We start from the raw sequence: 16,475 nt of genomic DNA on the forward strand, positions 1-16,475 counted from the left end.
GCTTGTCCTGCCTCTGAATTGCCTTGCTGTGTCTGCCCTTGTTCCATCTGCATCTCTCACTTTCTGCCAAACCTTAACGGTTCAGTATTTGTAGGGTAAAGCCGTTTTTGCATCTTTCTTAGTCGGGCTTTAAACGAAAAACCCCCCGGTCCTTGCGGAGCGGAGGGTTAGTTGCAATCTTTACCTAATTAGGTTTGTCGATGCGCCATGGGAGCCCCCCGCTGTGATCTAATAATCACCACGGTAATAATCTCAATAATGAGTAGGGCTGCCTGGTTTAACATGCTTAGACTGTATCCTAATTAGTTTGCTTGAATTCGGTGTCTTCTCGATTAAGATCGCGAGACCACTAATCAATACCACAAAGCCAATAAAAAACACAACAAAAACCTTTTACCGAGAAGAAACACTTAGTTTCATTATTCAAACGATACGTCAAAAATGATCCTTTGATTTTTCGGTCAGCCTAGCCTCAATCTTGAAATTATCTTTTACTTCTCTTCGACGATTTGCTGCATAGCCGTCATATGACCACGTAGCTCGGCACCTATCTTCTCAACGCCAGTACCGCGAATGGCAGCATTAACTTCGATCAGACGTTGGTTATCGACACCATTGCTGCTGTCGCTTAGTCCGCGACCTAGGTACTCTGGAGACATGGCATTGACGTAGTCGCGCAACATAGGCACGGCGGCGTGATTAAACAAGTAACAACCATATTCAGCGGTATCAGAGATAACCACGTTCATCTCGTAAAGACGCTTACGTGCGATTGTGTTAGCTATGAGTGGTGTTTCATGTAGCGACTCGTAATAAGCCGACGCTTCGACTATGCCGGCAGAAGTCATAGTATCGAACGCAAGCTCGACACCCGCTTTGATCATGGCCACAAGGAAAATACCTTTGTCGAAATAGGTTTGCTCGTCGATATCTTCATCGCTAACGGGTGCATTTTCGAAGGCTGTTTCACCGGTAGCGGCGCGCCATTTAAGCAAGTTTGCATCGTCGTTGGCCCAATCGACCATCATGGTGCGAGAGAACTCACCGCCTATGATGTCATCCATGTGCTTCTCGAACAAAGGAGCAAGAATGACCTTTAACTCTTCAGCCATGTCGAATGCTTTGATCTTGGCAGGGTTAGACAGGCGATCCATCATGTTGGTGATACCACCATGCTTTAACGCTTCAGTGGTGGTTTCCCAACCTTGTTGAATCAGTTTCGCCGCATAGCCAGGCTCTACACCGTCGGCAACCATCTTCTCGTAACCTAAGATAGCGCCAGTTTGTAGCATGCCACAGAGAATAGTTTGCTCACCCATAAGGTCAGACTTAACTTCGGCAATAAATGATGAGTGGAGCACACCCGCACGATCACCACCGGTAGCGCTGGCATATGCCTTAGCGATATCGAAACCTTGACCCTTAGGATCATTCTCAGGGTGAACAGCGATCAGAGTCGGTACGCCGAAACCACGCTTATACTCTTCACGTACTTCGGTACCAGGACACTTAGGGGCAACCATGATGACTGTGATGTCTTCACGAACCTGCATGCCCTCTTCAACGATATTGAAACCGTGAGAGTAAGACAGAGTTGCACCTTGCTTCATAAGCGGCATTATAGTAGTCACGGCGTTAGTGTGCTGTTTATCTGGCGTCAGGTTAAGCACAAGATCGGCATCAGGAATAAGCTCCTCGATAGTGCCAGCGCGGAAACCGTTTCCAGTCGCCTTTTGGTATGAAGCACGTTTCTCTTCGATCGCCTCGGCGCGAAGTGCATAAGCGATATTCAGACCAGAGTCACGCATATTCAAACCTTGGTTGAGGCCCTGTGCACCACACCCTAGAATGACGATATTCCACCCCTTAATGAAATCGCAGCCTTCGCTAAATTCATTACGATCCATAAAGCGGCACTGAGCCAGCTGTTCTAATTGTTGACGCAAATTCAGAGAGTTAAAATAGTTAGCCATCTGATGTACCACCTTCTGTATCGAATTGAGGAGAGCTGCTTCATGCGCTTAGATAACGTGAGCACGAGCAGTGATTGAGATCACTATAGCTCATGATTTTGATTGCTTAAAATGATATATTCGGGATACTGCATTGCATTTTTTGCAATACTGATTAGCTCCGACCCTAGATTCTGATGAGGTAAAAATGGATATAAAAACAATCAAACTTTACCTGCACTTATCGGAAAGCCTGCATTTTTCCAGAACAGCTCAGGCGATGCACGTCAGTCCTTCGACCTTGAGCCGGGTCATGCAGAGGCTGGAAGATGAGGTAGGTGCCAAGCTTTTCCTACGAGATAACCGCAGTGTTGCCCTGACCAGCGCCGGCGTCGAATATCGCCACTTCGCCGAACAGACCTTAGATCACTGGACCAAGCTCAAGACTAAGATTGATCCTAAGCAAGATCTGCTCAGGGGAAGATTGAACCTCTACTGTTCGGTAACAGCAGCTTATAGCCATCTTCCCGGGCTACTCGATAGCTTTAGGCGGGAGCATCCTCTTGTTGAAATAACATTGACGACAGGTGACGCCGCCAACGCGGTTAGTGAAGTCAAAAATAACCGCGTCGATATCGCCATCGCCGCGCTGCCGGATCCTTTCCCAGAGAATCTGCACTTCGCCAAGATAGATGACATTCCCCTGGTCATCATAGCGCCAACATACCGCTGTCAGGTTCAGGAATTATTAACGGAATCTTATACTCCCTGGGACCGTCTGCCCTTTATCGTGCCTGAACATGGGCCGGGGAGACGACGCATCGACAACTGGTTTAAGCAGCTGGGCCTCATTCCCAATATCTATGCTCAGGTCTCCGGACAAGAGGCAATAGCCTCTATGGTGGCATTGGGATGTGGGGTGAGTATCACACCTGAAATTGTGATTAATAACAGTCCGGTGCGAGATAGAATTCAAATCATCCCCACCCCCATAGATATCCCCCCTTCGAGCTAGGTTGCTGTTGCAGAAACAATAAATTAGACGACCCGATAGTAGCGGCCTTTTTGAAGGTAATATAGGTACACTTAGAGCTAGGTCTATCTAAAACGATTCAAGACAATCGGCCTCGAACACAGAGGCTATACTTGGTTTATTCTTGACCATCTAAAGAAGCTTTATGATAATTCGTTTTAGCTGGATCATCTCGGCTCTGCTATTTGGATTTGTTATCTCTGCTCCTCTGGCCGAACAAGACTATTTACAACCAAAACTCAAATTTTGTGTAGAGTCGACTGAATTTCCCCCCTTTAACTACTTCAAACGCGTCAAAGGGAAGAAGACAGAATCCAGTGGTTATGATGTTGACCTGCTAAAACAGGTTTTCGAACCAGCAGGCATAGAATACCAAGTGATAGTTCTTCCATGGCGCAGATGCCTGAAAGAGGTCTATGAAGGAATAGTCGACGCCGCAATGAGTGCCTCATTGAACCCACAACGAATACGCGACTACATTCCCTCCGCTCCCTACTATCATATAACTCCAAGCTACTTCTACCTCGAGTTTAATTACCCCGATGGTTTAGATATATCGAATCTGAGTGAACTAGACAAGCTGGGAAAAGTCTGCGGAATAGTAGGCTTCAACTACCTCAATTTTGGTTGGGACAGCTTAGATAAGCTCTATGAGATAAATGACATATCCCAACTGCCTACCATGCTGCAGAAGAGTCGCTGTCGTTTTTTCTTAGCACGAAAAGAGACATTCGCAGGCACCTTAGCCATCAATAATATGTACTACCTAGGCGAACTCCTTACCGGGAAAGTAGTTCCCAACTCACAACCTGAACCATTTCATATGCTAGTGTCGAAGAAGTCGGCTTATGGCAATTTAATTAACCAACTATTCAATAAGAAAGTGCTTGAATTAAGAAAGAGTGGTGAGCTTGATCGCCTATTAGAGTATCACCTTAATGAGCTTAGAAAAGGAGCCAAAGAAGCAAACGACTAACGCCTATATTATCCCCCTATAATAGAGCCTAATTCACACATCTCTCACCCAGAATAAGTTCATCTATACTTAATCCAGATAAAAAAAGTCCACAACAAGCCTGCTTAATACCTATTGGTATAACTTATTGGAACTATCAACAAAAAATTATGGATATCCTTGCGATTGTCTTGGTAATTATTGGATTATTAGGGCTCATTGCCTCTCTGGTTCCCACTCACCAGGTCTGCAATATTCCCGATCATCAACATAATGGCTGGCTAGTTTTGCTCAGCATGATCTTTATGTTTATTTTCGGCTATCTGGGGTTTCTATGGAGCCTGTTTACTCATGAAACCGATACCTTAGATTTAATCATAGCTATCATCTTCTGTGGTGGAGGTGGCTTTGTCTGGCTAGTGACTAAGATGAGTCGGGAGACCATCTTTAAGTTAAAAATAACCATTAGAGAGAAGCACTACCAAGCTCACCATGATCAATTAACCGGCCTGCCCAATCGCAATCAATTCTATGAAGATATCGACAAGCTGATCGCCACAGAAGGCCTGATATTTAGCTGCCTTATGATGGATCTCGATGATTTTAAAATGATTAACGATACCTTCGGTCATGCTGAAGGCGATCATGTACTGCAGGTCGTTGCAGAGAGGATAATGAAGGTTATTCCACAAGATGCCATTGCAGCGAGATTGGGTGGCGATGAGCTTGCCGTAGTGCTTCCATGCATCTTGGCCGAGGATGCCGTCACCATAGCTCAAGCTATCCAAAACGAGTTACTAAAAGAGATTAGCTGTGAGAGCCATTCCCTCATCATAGGCGTCAGCATCGGAATAGCTCAATACCCAAAAGACGGCGGTAGCAGAAAAAGTATAATGAAGAGTGCGGATATAGCCATGTATCATGCTAAGAAGAACGATGATCATTACCAAATATACCAAGCTCATCTTACTTAAATTAAGAGTTAGCAGTCAGACCCGAATATAGTTTGTTCCATGGTTTCCGCCGGGCACATGGACTCGGGCTTACCAACGACTTTCGCTGGCACACCTACAACCGTAGTATGGGGAGCAACATCGAACAACACCACTGAGCCCGCGCCTATCTTGGCACCTTCACCGACTTCGAGATTACCCAATACTTTAGCTCCAGCGCCAATCATAACACCGGCACGGATTTTTGGATGACGGTCTCCCTGCTGATTACCCGTACCACCAAGAGTCACCCCTTGGAGCAGAGACACATTATTTTCAATAACCGCAGTCTCACCTATGACAATCCCCGTAGCATGGTCAAACATGATGCCAGTGCCCATCTTACAGGCCGGATGAATATCGACACCGAATACTTCCGAGTTACGGCTCTGAATAAATTGCGCTAACTCAGTGCGCCCTTGATTCCAGAGACAATTGGCTAACCGATGCACCTGAATCGCCTGAAACCCCTTGAGATTCAATATAACTGTTAGGTAGCTCACGATAGCAGGATCTCGCTCTTTCACCGCCTTGATATCGGTAGCCACATTGGTCAGCATCTGATCGCAATGAATGAAGGCTTTATCGAATAGCTCACGAAAGGTAAAGGGAGAAACTACCCCATCTGAGAGTTTATTAGCCACGATGAAGCTGAGCGCCGATCCCAGACACTCATGATTGAGTATCGATGAATAAACATGACTGGCAAGTAAAGGTTCCTTACGAACCAAGGCTTCGGCTTCTACCCTAAGCTGTTCCCAAACTTCATAACGCATATGACGTAAACTCTTAAATAATGAACGAAGAAGATGTAAAAATGAAATATCTGTAAAAAATGCAGAAGTGTAAAGTCTAACCTAATCTGTGAAGAATACATCAAGCTATAAGAGTAAATAGCTATATGGCATAACAAAATAAAGCCAGCTGATTAAGACATGCGACTTTTGGGAAGTAAGCATTAACCGATGAATTATCTGATGAATCAGTCGATAAACCTCTGTACTAAACCAGCAAACACGGCTTTAGCATCTTGCGTGATAACATCGCCGTGAGTGACGACTATCTTATCGAAATCCCAAGCCTTGATCTTAGTAATAAATAGGGAAAATGCTGGCTTGTCCTTAATGGTAAAGCCCATTTTCAAAGGAGGGGCAACACATTGGTCCTTGAAACCAAGAGGTCTAAATACACACTTAGTCATCAAGCCTGCAAAACCAGATGGACAAGCATCACTATGATTTTGAATAAGGTCTGTCACCAACAGCGACTTTGACTTCTTGTGAAAAAACACTGATTCATTGAAAAAACTAACGCCAGGCATATATAGCCTTTCAAAATCATCACTCCAGATATTGTCGAAATGTTCATCGAGCACCTGATAATTTTCAATTGAGATTTTTTTCGGTATGCCACCACTCACATACATTTTTGCCTCAGGATAAGCGCTTTGCCAGTCATTTAACCAAATATTATGGCCATTGCTCGGCCCAACCAGATAGCGGACTTGACCGAGTTTATCCATGGCCACCTGCAATTCAGGACTGAGTTTAGTGGGCGTATGTAGCCATAATCCACCACAGGCTAATTTAACCACAGTCATTCGTAGCCTTAACTGAGTCCCTCCTAACGGCATAGTATCTTCGTGGGCCCAAATATCTTCACCTAGCTGCTCTATTGCTAACGTCATACCTATCCCTGTTTAGTCTTGGCATAAATTAATGTGGCGTAATAGCTAACCTACCTAGACTAGCCTTTAAAGGACAGGAGTAAATCGTAAAAATTTATGCCTTCTTCATTGATTCATACCCGAGTTAGCCTGAACTGGGAAATCACAGTTATCACTAGCTGGTTCACGATCTTGGTTCTGACTCACCAGCGCATCTTTAACAAAAATATTTTCAGAGTATTCTTGGATATAGTCGGCTAATACCTGAGGCTCTGATACATGCATATCGATAATATCGACTCGCTCGGTGAGCTGGCCCAGGCCGCCAAAATAGGTCTGAGGCTTACTAAATCTCAACTTGATATTGCTGCTGTCACCGTAGCCGAAATGCAGGCCTTCCTTGTCATTTTTTCTTGGATAGCGGCCCACTTCCACACTTTCTATATCCTCAAGTTTTATCGATATAAAGCCCCAAACACTATTGTTGATAACCAGCTTATCTTGATGCCCATAGATAGAGAAATAGCGGGAGATCCTGTAGTTAGCAGCAAGCATGATCACACCATAACCAGTAATGCTCGACACAATAATGGCCAGCAACTCACTCCAGGGAGAGATGATCACATAAGCTAAGGCGGCCATGACAAGGGCTCCCAGAGTCATAACCAACCAATGCCATCTAGCAGCCGAGCGTAATTTTAGCTTGGTAATGGCGTCGACATGATTACGTGATAAACGAGGAATAGCGTAGTACCAGCTCGCAGGTTCCGACGCTAAGACTAATGCCAAAGAGCGCTTCTTATCGTCTTCCTCTTGGAAAGAATCCAAGATGTGTACTCTGGGGTCACCGGATAAGTTACGCGCCAGCCACAACGCCTTGATGATACTCACCATCAGATATAACTCGATAGCCAGCAATATGGCAATTATCGGGTAACGTAGCCAGGCGATAAACTCGAAATAACTGGCGATTTCGGCCGGAAAGCTAAGTCTGGTCATCAAGCTACTCATGCTAAATATGAGCAGCATCTTCCACAGCTTCTGCTCACCCATCTTGATGATGCAATACCAATAGGTAATCGGCAGTACCAAGAAGTAGAGAATTGAGAAGACTAATACATAGAGATGGCTATTAGTCCCATCTAGGTTTTCAGGAAGCAGCTGAAAACCCAATGTATAACTGATGATTGCACTGACAAGAAAAATCAGCCTGAACTTTATACTACGCCTCATAGCCCCCTCCCCGGCGAACAGATGTTGTCATCATGTTACATGATATCTATTTACTAGGAAGGCATTAATAAGAAAAAATACTTCAATGACACTTTCACTCAGCCTAGACTTACAACACAGCGTGGAGTTAGGCTGAGATACATAAAATTAGGTTTGAGCTGCCAGAATTAGATAGTGGTAGCCACTGACATATTACCTGTGGCTTTAAGCCGCTCAATTTTAATAATGCAGGGTGCCTTGAGTTTATAAGTCTTTTGCTGGAACTCATAATCACTCTCGAACCAATGAATATAGAGACGCAGATTCACATCATCATTGAAGTGGTTGTCACTATAAAAATCACGATAACAGCGAGAATTTGGCAGATAACCTGAGTGATAGAGCTTTATGACTCTGTCATCCAGACTGATCTCACGATAATCTATGCCATGCTCTGCCATATAGGGAAAATGATACTCTCCATAACGAAACTCACCATCGATAATCTCTATGCCCTTCCCTTGAGACAGCAAGCTATCTAGCTGCAAGGCATTCAACCGACTATGTACACATAGACTCCCCATTCCAACGCTCGCCAGAATCACCAAGCCCCAGGACAAAAATCCCTGGCGCTTGAAATGAGTCAAAATCAACCAAAAAATGATAAGTGCTGCGACACTGGCAGCCAAAATAAGCTCGAAGAGTTGCCACTCTCCCGCTTCGAAAGCCGTACCTGAATAGGCCATGAATCCCTCCATATAAATAACTAAATCCATTTACTCTTTGCAGTAAAACTCACTCTAACCATGAGAAAGTGAACAAATAATAACCTAACATTGTAGTAAAATACCAAACGAATTTCTGCAAACGCGATACGCGTCTAATTTCAACGGTAAAATAGCGTTAGAGCATCTAATAAAATTACACATAGGGATACGCCTCACTATTCATAAGTCTTGGCACAAGAAACATTCCATTTAGAGATGAAGCTATAGACGTAATGAAGCACTAACTAATACTAGATGAAGTATAGAGAATGGAGCAAAAAAAGCAGGAGAAAGTGAAGAGGAAAAGACATTGAACCACCAGGCTCAATGTCTCGAAAAGTTTAAATAAGGTAATCGACACCTAAGGCAACAAACAGGGCTAGGCCTGCCCAGTTATTATTGAGAAACGCCTTGAAGCAAGGGGCACGTTCCCTAGCGTAAATCAGCTTCTGTTGATAAAGGCTAAAGCCAACAAAAGTAATCACACCTAAAGCATATACCAGGCCACGGTCTGCCGCCCAACCCGCCGTAATAAAACAGGCTAACGCGGCTAGCTGAAACAAGCCAATGATCTGCCTATCATATTGACCAAACAGGATAGCCGTGGACTTGATACCAACTTTCAAATCATCTTCTCGATCCACCATGGCATACATGGTGTCGTAGGCTACGGTCCAGCACCAGTTGGCGAAGAATAACCACCAGGCCTCGGCAGGAACACTGCCAGTCTGCGCCGCGTAGGCCATAGGAATTGACCAACTCCACACCACACCGAGAAACATCTGCGGCATGTTGGTAAAGCGCTTAGTAAAAGGGTAGATAACAGTCAATATGATGCCAACGACAGATAACTGGACGACCAGAGGATTGAGCATCAAGACTAAACCGAAAGCGAATAGCCCCATTACCGCAAATAGTAGCAGCGCCTCTTTACTGGAGATCTCGCCACTGGCTAGGGGCCGGGACTTAGTCCTGTCTACGTGAGAGTCGAGCTCCCTATCGGCGTAATCGTTAATGATACAACCACAGGCCCGCATCACCACCACACCTAAAATAAAGATCGCCAGCACCTTGAGATCGGGCATACCATCTGCGGCTAATATCAACGCCATCAAACAAGGCCACAACAGCAATAAAGTCCCTATTGGGCGATCCATGCGAGCGAGACGCATATAAACGTCTAACTTTCCCTTTAAAAAACTCATCATTCAGGCTCTCCAAATACTGCTCAAACGCTCAATTTAACGATCTAAATCTAACCTTGTGAATCATCATAAATGGCATCATGACCGACACATTCAAGAACTCAACCGCTTTCTAGTAGGTTATTAGCAAGTCTCTAGTCGAGCATAGGCAACAACCAACCACTTACTGCCGACATCATAGAAATTGACTTGTACTCTGGCTTGGGAACCACTGCCCTCGGTATTGGTCACCTTACCTTCACCGAACTTATGGTGCATCACCCCTTGGCCAACCTTAAAGCCCGAATCATTTACCACTATGCTACGAGTACGGGAGCTACTGGTTTTCCGAGGGGCGCTCACCTGAGTCTTAAGGCGGATCTCCTCCACATGCTCAGCTGGGATTTCTTTGATGAAGCGTGATGGTCTGGCGAAATTTTCCCTGCCATAGATTCGACGCGTCTCGGCATAGGTGATGTACAGCTTCTCCATAGCTCGAGTCATGCCGACATAACAGAGACGACGCTCTTCATCGAGTCTATCCCCCTCATCCATAGCCATCTGGCTGGGGAATATTCCTTCTTCGACACCCGACATAAATACCACTGGAAACTCCAGGCCTTTAGCCGAATGCAATGTCATCAGCTGCACCGCATCGGTAAATGCATCAGCCTGACCCTCTCCGGCCTCTAGCGCCGCATGAGATAGGAAAGCATTAAGCTCACCCATATCTTCTATCTCTTCGGGCATAATAAAGGTACGTGCAGCGGTCACGAGTTCATCGAGGTTTTCCACTCTAGAACGCGCCTTTTCGCCTTTCTCAGCCTCATACATAGCCTTGAGCCCTGACTTGGCAATGATATGGTCGGTTGTACGATGCAGTGTCATCTCTTGGGTATCTTGCTGCATCTCTACGATAAGATCCATGAAGCCGCGTACAGCATTAGCCGCACGACCACTGAGCAGCTTCTCTTCGAGGGCACGTAAGCAAGTTTGCCACAGAGTTAACTGCTGCTGCCTTGCGGTAGAACGTAAGATATCTAGTGTACGTCCGCCAATCCCACGAGCTGGGGTATTGACCACTCGCTCGAAGGCCGCATCATCATCTTTATTGTTGATGAGACGCAGATAACTCATGGCATCTTTAATCTCTTGGCGCTCGAAGAATCTCAGTCCACCATAGATACGATAGGCTAAGCCCTTGTGGAGCAAGGCTTCTTCTAATACTCGAGACTGAGCGTTAGAACGATACAGAATGGCGCAACCACTTAGATCTCCGCCCATATCGTGCCAATCACTTATGCGTCCCACAATAAATCGAGCCTCATCCATCTCATTGAATGCACAGTATATTGAGATGGGTTCACCGTCTTTATCTTGGGTCCACAATTTCTTGCCCAAGCGATCTGGGTTATTGGCAATCAATGCATTGGAGGCTTTGAGAATATGGCCGGTGGAGCGGTAATTTTGCTCCAGACGTATAGTGCCAGCCTTGGGGAAGTCCTCGAGGAACTTGTGTAAATTCTCGACTTGAGCACCGCGCCAACCATAGATAGACTGATCGTCATCACCGACGATCATCACATTGGCCCCTTCGCTCGCCAGCACACGGATCCAAGCATACTGAATCGCGTTGGTATCCTGAAACTCGTCTACCAGAATATTCTTAAACCTGTCTTGGTAATGTTTAAGAACGTGGGGCTTGTTGAGCCATAACTCGTGGGCACGCAGTAAAATTTCGGCAAAGTCGACCAGACCGGCTCTATCGCAGGACTCTTGATAAACTTGATAGATCTGTAAAAGATTCTGCTCTATCGGGAAACCACCCGCATCGATATGCTTTGGCCTTAACCCCTGATCTTTCTTGCCGTTGATGTAGCCCTGAGCTTGGCGAGGCGGATATTGCTTCTCGTCTAAGTTAAGGCTCTTAAGAATACGTTTGATTAGACGTAACTGATCATCAGAGTCGATGATCTGAAACGTCTGGGGCAAGTTAGCGTCTTGATAATGGGTTCTTAGCAGACGATGAGCTAAACCGTGGAAGGTCCCTATCCACATGCGGCCCATATTGCTGCCACTGACCTTCTCCACTCGCTCGCGCATCTCTGCCGCCGCTTTATTGGTGAAGGTTACCGCTAAAATTGAATATGGACTCTGCTGTTCGACCTGCATCAACCAGGCAATTCTATGGGTCAACACCCGAGTCTTGCCACTGCCTGCCCCCGCCAATACCAACATGCTGGATTGAGGTGCCCCTACGGCTGCGCGCTGTTCATCATTCAGGCCGTCTAGTAAAGAAGATACGTCCATTCTTGCCTCCAAAAAATCGAAGAAGCAGTATAACAGGAGCGGGTGATGAGATCCTAGGAACGAGGCCCTAGGATCTTGGTTCTAGGTTCTAAAACCTTGTTTTAGACCTTTTCGGCCGCCACTACTGATATCTCGACTAATAAAACATCGCGGGCCATCTTAGCCTCGACACAAGCACGAGCGGGGGCATGCCCCTCGGCAACCCAAGCATCCCATACCGCATTCATCTCGGCGAAGTATTGCATATCCTTGATATAAATTGTCGCAGAAAGTATATGTTTCCTATCACTTCCCGCCTGCTCAAGAAGAGCGTCAACCTTTTCGAGCATGCTGGATGTCTGCTCAGTGATCCCTTCGTTGGCGTCTTTGCATACCTGACCACATAAATAAACAGTGCCATTATGCTTAACGATACGACTCATGCGGGTACCCGTTTCTAAACGTTCGATTGTCATTGGAAGCCTTGTAAGGAGAGTTTAAAAGAGGGCTATCTTACCGATAAGAGCCTCAATTATCGACTATTGATAGATGAAAATGATGACTGAAAATCGAAGAGGTGCATCAGTCATAAACCCAACATCTTGGGAACGCAGTAGCATCAACTATAAAAGACTACACCTTGGCTACTCTGGCTCATGGATGAGTTTGAATAATCTGAAAAAATTACATTCGTCAATACTAGCCCGCTCAATTTTTCAACTATACTCATTAAGATTATAAGCAAGCTAATAACTGAACTCTTATCGACCTATATATATCCGCTCAGTTCAGATGCAGAGATGAACTTGATCAATTAATGGACTAAAGGATGGTGCGTTTAGTGACTTATTCTCTTTCACACTTGAACCTCTCCCCACACTCTCACAGGATACAACCTCGTTTTAGCGAGTCCCTATTTCACTGCCTGAAATTCATCTTCTTAGCGCTAGTGTTAATACTTCCTCTATCTTCTTGTAAGCCAATACCGGAAGCGCCACTGCGTATTGCCAGCAATACCTGGCCCGGATATGAACCTCTCTATCTTGCTCGTACCTTGGGCTACTATCAAAACTCTCAAGTGAACTTAGTTGAGATGACATCTGCATCCGAGGTCATTCATGCATTACGTAATCACACCATAGAAGGAGCTGCGCTAACTCTGGATGAAGTATTGACTGTGATGGAAGATGGTTACCAGTTGAAAGTCATCTTAGTGATGGATTTTTCCAATGGCGGTGATGTTCTACTCAGCAAGCCAGAAATCAGCTCCCTGACACAACTTAAGGGAAAAAATATCGCCGTGGAATACACAGCTGTTGGCGCGATTCTACTTAACGGTGCACTGGATGCGGCAGAGCTTAGTGCCCGAGATGTCAACATCATCGCCTGCTCTTTCGATGAACACCAAGCTTGCTACACTCAGGCCGATGCCGTGGTCACCTTCGAGCCCAATAGAACCAACATTCTCGCTCTGGGAGCCAATCAACTGTTCGATAGTAGCCAAATCCCGGGGAGGATCATCGATGTGCTCGCAGTACATTCTGATGCTCTCGACTCTCACCCCAAAGCACTAGAGCAGCTAATTAAAGGTTATTTCCAGGCGATAGATTACTTCAAGCAAAAACCTCAAGCTGCAGCTGAATTAATGAAGGCCAGATTACAGCTGACTCCCAGAGAAATCCTTCATAGCTACCAAGGTCTGCACTTGCCCAGCTTAGCCGAGAACCTAGATCTTCTCAGGGGAGAGACATCGAAACTAGAGGAGATTGCCAGCGAATTGTCCATCTTCATGCATGAACGGCGACTGCTGAGCCGTAAAGTGTCCGTTAAGGCGCTGGCAAGTGATCGCTTCACCTTAGAAGTAAACCCATGAAGGGAATAAGAACCCTCTCTCTAAGGCTCTGGTTACCCGGGCTTATATTATTCACATTTAGTGCCTTAGGGGATTTGTTGTATTGCAATCCTACAAAGCTCTCGAGGCTGAGCTGGTAAATTCGAGTCTGAACTTTATCCGTAAAGATATTTCAGCCCTGCAAAGGCAGATGGAAAAACAACTCAGCAGCAATCGCCCACAGGAAGCCGAACAATCATTGTCGGCCAGAGGCGTAAATACTCGCTATAAGACCCTGTTATCTCTCGATGAGAATGGCAAAATATTACACTCGACTCGATTCGCCATTAAAGGACTGATGGCCAACACAGTTCTGCCATTTTTTGAGATGAAACGTTTTATCCAAGTACAGAAAAATAAACAGATGGATATTCGGCTTTCGGAGAATGGTCATCAAATCTTTGCTTACTATCCACTGATTCTCGCTCGTGCAGCCAATGAGATCCGCCCCACCCGTACCGGAGCTATTTTCGTCGCCTACGACCTTAGCTCCGAACAAGCACAGATCTGGTCGAAAGTCAGCCTGTTTAGCATTCCTATAGGTCTATTTTTACTGCTCGCAATGCTGACAATAAGCCTGTTTCTCGACCTGTTCGTTACCCGACCGATCCGACACTTGGTCACAGGTTCAAAGAGTCTGGCGGATGGGCTGCTAGGCGTTCGCTGCCAGATCAAGGGTCAGGGAGAGATCGCGCTGCTGGGCCAGTCCTTCAACGATATGGCCACCCAGCTAGAAGAAAGATTCGAGCTGAGTAGGCAAGCCGAAATAGCCACTCTGGAGCAGAAACTCTTAGTCACAGATATTTTGAACTCTACTGCCGAGGCCATCTACGGTATCGATCTCAAAGGAGAGTGTATCTTCGCCAATCCCACCTGCATCAAGATGCTAGGCTATAGGGATATTAATGAGCTATTAGGCAAGAATATGCATGAACTCATACACTATAAACATGCAGATCTGACTCCTTATCATGTCGAAGATTGTCCCATTCTTAATGTATTACGCTCAGGACAAGGCGTGCATATCAACTCAGAAAAACTATGGCGAGCCGACGGCAGTGGTTTCACCTCCGAATATTGGTCCTATCCAATAGAGCGTGAAGATAAGATAATAGGTGCCGTCGTGACTTTTCTGGATACCACAGACAGAGAAAAAGCGGCGGAGGTGATTCGACATCAAGCCCACTATGACACATTGACCGATCTCCCCAACCGTTTTCTCGCCTTGGAACGCTTATCTCAAATGCTGGAGGAGAGCGAACGCTCCCAAGAGAATATTGCGGTCTTATTTCTCGATCTCGATGATTTCAAGAAGATCAATGACTCACTGGGTCATGAGACCGGAGACAGGTTGCTCATCGAGTCGGCCAAGAGGCTACTTAGCTCCATTCGAAACGGAGATACCGTTGGCCGTTTAGGCGGTGATGAATTCATCATATTACTGCATGGACTCAAACAAGCTGCGGATGCTAGGCCCGTAGCCGAGCACCTAATCGATAGCTTTAGGAAGCCTTTTTTGGTGGGAGAACGCGAGCTTATCTTAACGGCCAGTATCGGCATATCAATCTACCCAGACGATGGAGAAAACGCCTCGGAGTTGCTAAGAAATGCGGACTCGGCCATGTATCATGCCAAAGAAAAAGGCAGAAATACCTATTCCTATTTCACTGATAAAATGAACAAGGAAGTGTCCAGAAGACTCGCCATTGAGGAGCAGATACATGGTGCTTTGGAGCGCGGGGAGTTCGAGGTTTACTATCAGACCCAAGTAGATATTACCAACAACATCATCATGGGAGCCGAGGCTCTACTGAGGTGGAGCAATCCGGCATTAGGCAGCATATCACCGGAAGAATTTATCCCCATTGCCGAGCAAACAGGTGCGATCATTCCACTGGGAAAGTTTGTTTTCCTACAGGCCATAGTCGCTACTACATTGTGGAAGAAGAAACATCAGAGTCCATTTCGAATTGCCATCAACCTGTCTCCCTGCCAATTTAGAGACCCAGATCTAGTGTCGTTTATCATAGATAACGTTAATCAATCCAAGATGTCGCCTAAAGACATAGAGTTGGAGATCACCGAAGGGGTCTTACTCAGTGGTCATGACTATATTACCGTGGCGCTAGAAGCCCTGAGTAAGGCGGGATTTTCAATTGCCATGGATGACTTCGGCACAGGCTACTCCTCACTTAACTATCTGAGAACCTACCCTTTTAACGTACTTAAAATAGATAGAAGTTTTATCCACGATATAGAGACTGGCACAGCGAACAAGGAGTTAGTATTGGCCATGGTGGCCATGGCTCATGCCCTGGGAATAGGAGTGGTTGCAGAAGGAGTCGAGACAGAAGCCCAACTCAATTACCTTAAGAGCATCAATTGTGATTATGCTCAGGGTTATTTCTTCAGCAAGCCAAGTCCAGTCGTCAAGTTGCTCATGTCTAACCCTGAGCCTCAATGTGATATAAAGACAATAAATTCACCTTAGCCTTAAGTCCGGTAGTGAGACCGCCTGAAAAAGACAGTTAAAC

General features: G+C 45.7%; 12 protein-coding genes and 1 pseudogene. 5 read left to right on the plus strand and 8 right to left on the minus strand.

Going from position 1 to position 16,475, the window contains the following annotated elements; translation table 11 throughout:
* Nucleotides 1-491: 491 nt before the first annotated feature.
* Nucleotides 492-1,973, minus strand: a complete 1,482-nt coding sequence (ilvC, locus tag FM037_RS25345) for a ketol-acid reductoisomerase (protein ID WP_144048281.1) — start codon at nt 1,971-1,973, stop codon at nt 492-494.
* Between the two features lie 187 nt (nt 1,974-2,160).
* On the opposite strand from ilvC, the pseudogene ilvY reads away from it, so the two are divergent.
* The 3 genes and pseudogenes from ilvY (at nt 2,161) to FM037_RS25360 (ending at nt 4,914) form a co-directional block, all read left to right on the plus strand.
* Nucleotides 2,161-3,032, plus strand: a pseudogene (ilvY, locus tag FM037_RS25350) (HTH-type transcriptional activator IlvY).
* 98 nt (nt 3,033-3,130) lie between these two features.
* Nucleotides 3,131-3,961 (plus strand): substrate-binding periplasmic protein, encoded by an 831-nt coding sequence (locus FM037_RS25355; protein WP_144048282.1) that lies wholly within the window; start codon nt 3,131-3,133, stop codon nt 3,959-3,961.
* Nucleotides 3,962-4,110: 149 nt separating this feature from the next.
* The gene (locus FM037_RS25360; RefSeq protein WP_144048283.1) at nt 4,111-4,914 is read left to right on the plus strand and encodes a GGDEF domain-containing protein; all 804 of its coding nucleotides are present in this window, start codon (nt 4,111-4,113) and stop codon (nt 4,912-4,914) included.
* A gap of 8 nt (nt 4,915-4,922) precedes the next feature.
* Here the strand turns inward: FM037_RS25360 and cysE are convergent, their stop codons facing one another.
* From cysE to FM037_RS25395, 7 genes are all read right to left on the minus strand, one after another.
* Nucleotides 4,923-5,708, minus strand: coding sequence for a serine O-acetyltransferase (cysE, locus tag FM037_RS25365; RefSeq protein ID WP_144048284.1), 786 nt, complete (start codon nt 5,706-5,708; stop codon nt 4,923-4,925).
* A 206-nt stretch (nt 5,709-5,914) separates the two neighbouring features.
* The gene (locus FM037_RS25370; protein WP_144048285.1) at nt 5,915-6,619 is read right to left on the minus strand and encodes a DUF4336 domain-containing protein; all 705 of its coding nucleotides are present in this window, start codon (nt 6,617-6,619) and stop codon (nt 5,915-5,917) included.
* 105 nt (nt 6,620-6,724) lie between these two features.
* A complete protein-coding gene (locus FM037_RS25375) occupies nt 6,725-7,831 on the minus strand; it encodes a hypothetical protein (protein ID WP_144048286.1) in 1,107 nt (368 codons plus the stop codon).
* Between the two features lie 167 nt (nt 7,832-7,998).
* A complete protein-coding gene (locus FM037_RS25380) occupies nt 7,999-8,586 on the minus strand; it encodes a hypothetical protein (protein WP_227993200.1) in 588 nt (195 codons plus the stop codon).
* Between the two features lie 332 nt (nt 8,587-8,918).
* Nucleotides 8,919-9,782, minus strand: a complete 864-nt coding sequence (gene ubiA / locus FM037_RS25385; protein ID WP_144049137.1) for a 4-hydroxybenzoate octaprenyltransferase — start codon at nt 9,780-9,782, stop codon at nt 8,919-8,921.
* Between the two features lie 123 nt (nt 9,783-9,905).
* Nucleotides 9,906-12,071 carry a DNA helicase II gene (uvrD, locus tag FM037_RS25390; protein ID WP_144048287.1) on the minus strand — a complete coding sequence of 722 codons (2,166 nt, stop codon included), beginning with the start codon at nt 12,069-12,071 and terminating at the stop codon, nt 9,906-9,908.
* 101 nt (nt 12,072-12,172) lie between these two features.
* The gene (locus tag FM037_RS25395; protein ID WP_144048288.1) at nt 12,173-12,526 is read right to left on the minus strand and encodes a RidA family protein; all 354 of its coding nucleotides are present in this window, start codon (nt 12,524-12,526) and stop codon (nt 12,173-12,175) included.
* Nucleotides 12,527-12,891: 365 nt separating this feature from the next.
* Between FM037_RS25395 and FM037_RS25400 the strand changes: the two genes are divergently transcribed.
* Together FM037_RS25400 and FM037_RS25405 are read left to right on the plus strand one after the other, a co-directional pair.
* Complete coding sequence (locus FM037_RS25400; RefSeq protein WP_185976909.1) at nt 12,892-13,923, plus strand: ABC transporter substrate-binding protein; 1,032 nt, start codon at nt 12,892-12,894, stop codon at nt 13,921-13,923.
* 82 nt (nt 13,924-14,005) lie between these two features.
* On the plus strand, nt 14,006-16,432 hold the full coding sequence (locus tag FM037_RS25405; protein WP_144048290.1) for an EAL domain-containing protein: 2,427 nt from the start codon (nt 14,006-14,008) through the stop codon (nt 16,430-16,432).
* The last annotated feature ends 43 nt before the right edge of the window (nt 16,433-16,475 follow it).

The organism is Shewanella psychropiezotolerans, from assembly GCF_007197555.1.
Lineage (GTDB): Bacteria > Pseudomonadota > Gammaproteobacteria > Enterobacterales > Shewanellaceae > Shewanella > Shewanella psychropiezotolerans.

Excerpts from the sequence above, each read along its gene's own strand:
- ilvC (WP_144048281.1), bottom strand. The coding sequence starts at position 1,973 with ATGGCTAACTATTTTAACTCTCTGAATTTGCGTCAACAATTAGAACAG.
- FM037_RS25355 (WP_144048282.1), top strand. The coding sequence starts at position 3,131 with ATGATAATTCGTTTTAGCTGGATCATCTCGGCTCTGCTATTTGGATTT.
- FM037_RS25360 (WP_144048283.1), top strand. The coding sequence starts at position 4,111 with ATGGATATCCTTGCGATTGTCTTGGTAATTATTGGATTATTAGGGCTC.
- cysE (WP_144048284.1), bottom strand. The coding sequence starts at position 5,708 with ATGCGTTATGAAGTTTGGGAACAGCTTAGGGTAGAAGCCGAAGCCTTG.
- FM037_RS25370 (WP_144048285.1), bottom strand. The coding sequence starts at position 6,619 with ATGACGTTAGCAATAGAGCAGCTAGGTGAAGATATTTGGGCCCACGAA.
- FM037_RS25375 (WP_144048286.1), bottom strand. The coding sequence starts at position 7,831 with ATGAGGCGTAGTATAAAGTTCAGGCTGATTTTTCTTGTCAGTGCAATC.
- FM037_RS25380 (WP_227993200.1), bottom strand. The coding sequence starts at position 8,586 with ATGGATTTAGTTATTTATATGGAGGGATTCATGGCCTATTCAGGTACG.
- ubiA (WP_144049137.1), bottom strand. The coding sequence starts at position 9,782 with ATGAGTTTTTTAAAGGGAAAGTTAGACGTTTATATGCGTCTCGCTCGC.
- uvrD (WP_144048287.1), bottom strand. The coding sequence starts at position 12,071 with ATGGACGTATCTTCTTTACTAGACGGCCTGAATGATGAACAGCGCGCA.
- FM037_RS25395 (WP_144048288.1), bottom strand. The coding sequence starts at position 12,526 with ATGACAATCGAACGTTTAGAAACGGGTACCCGCATGAGTCGTATCGTT.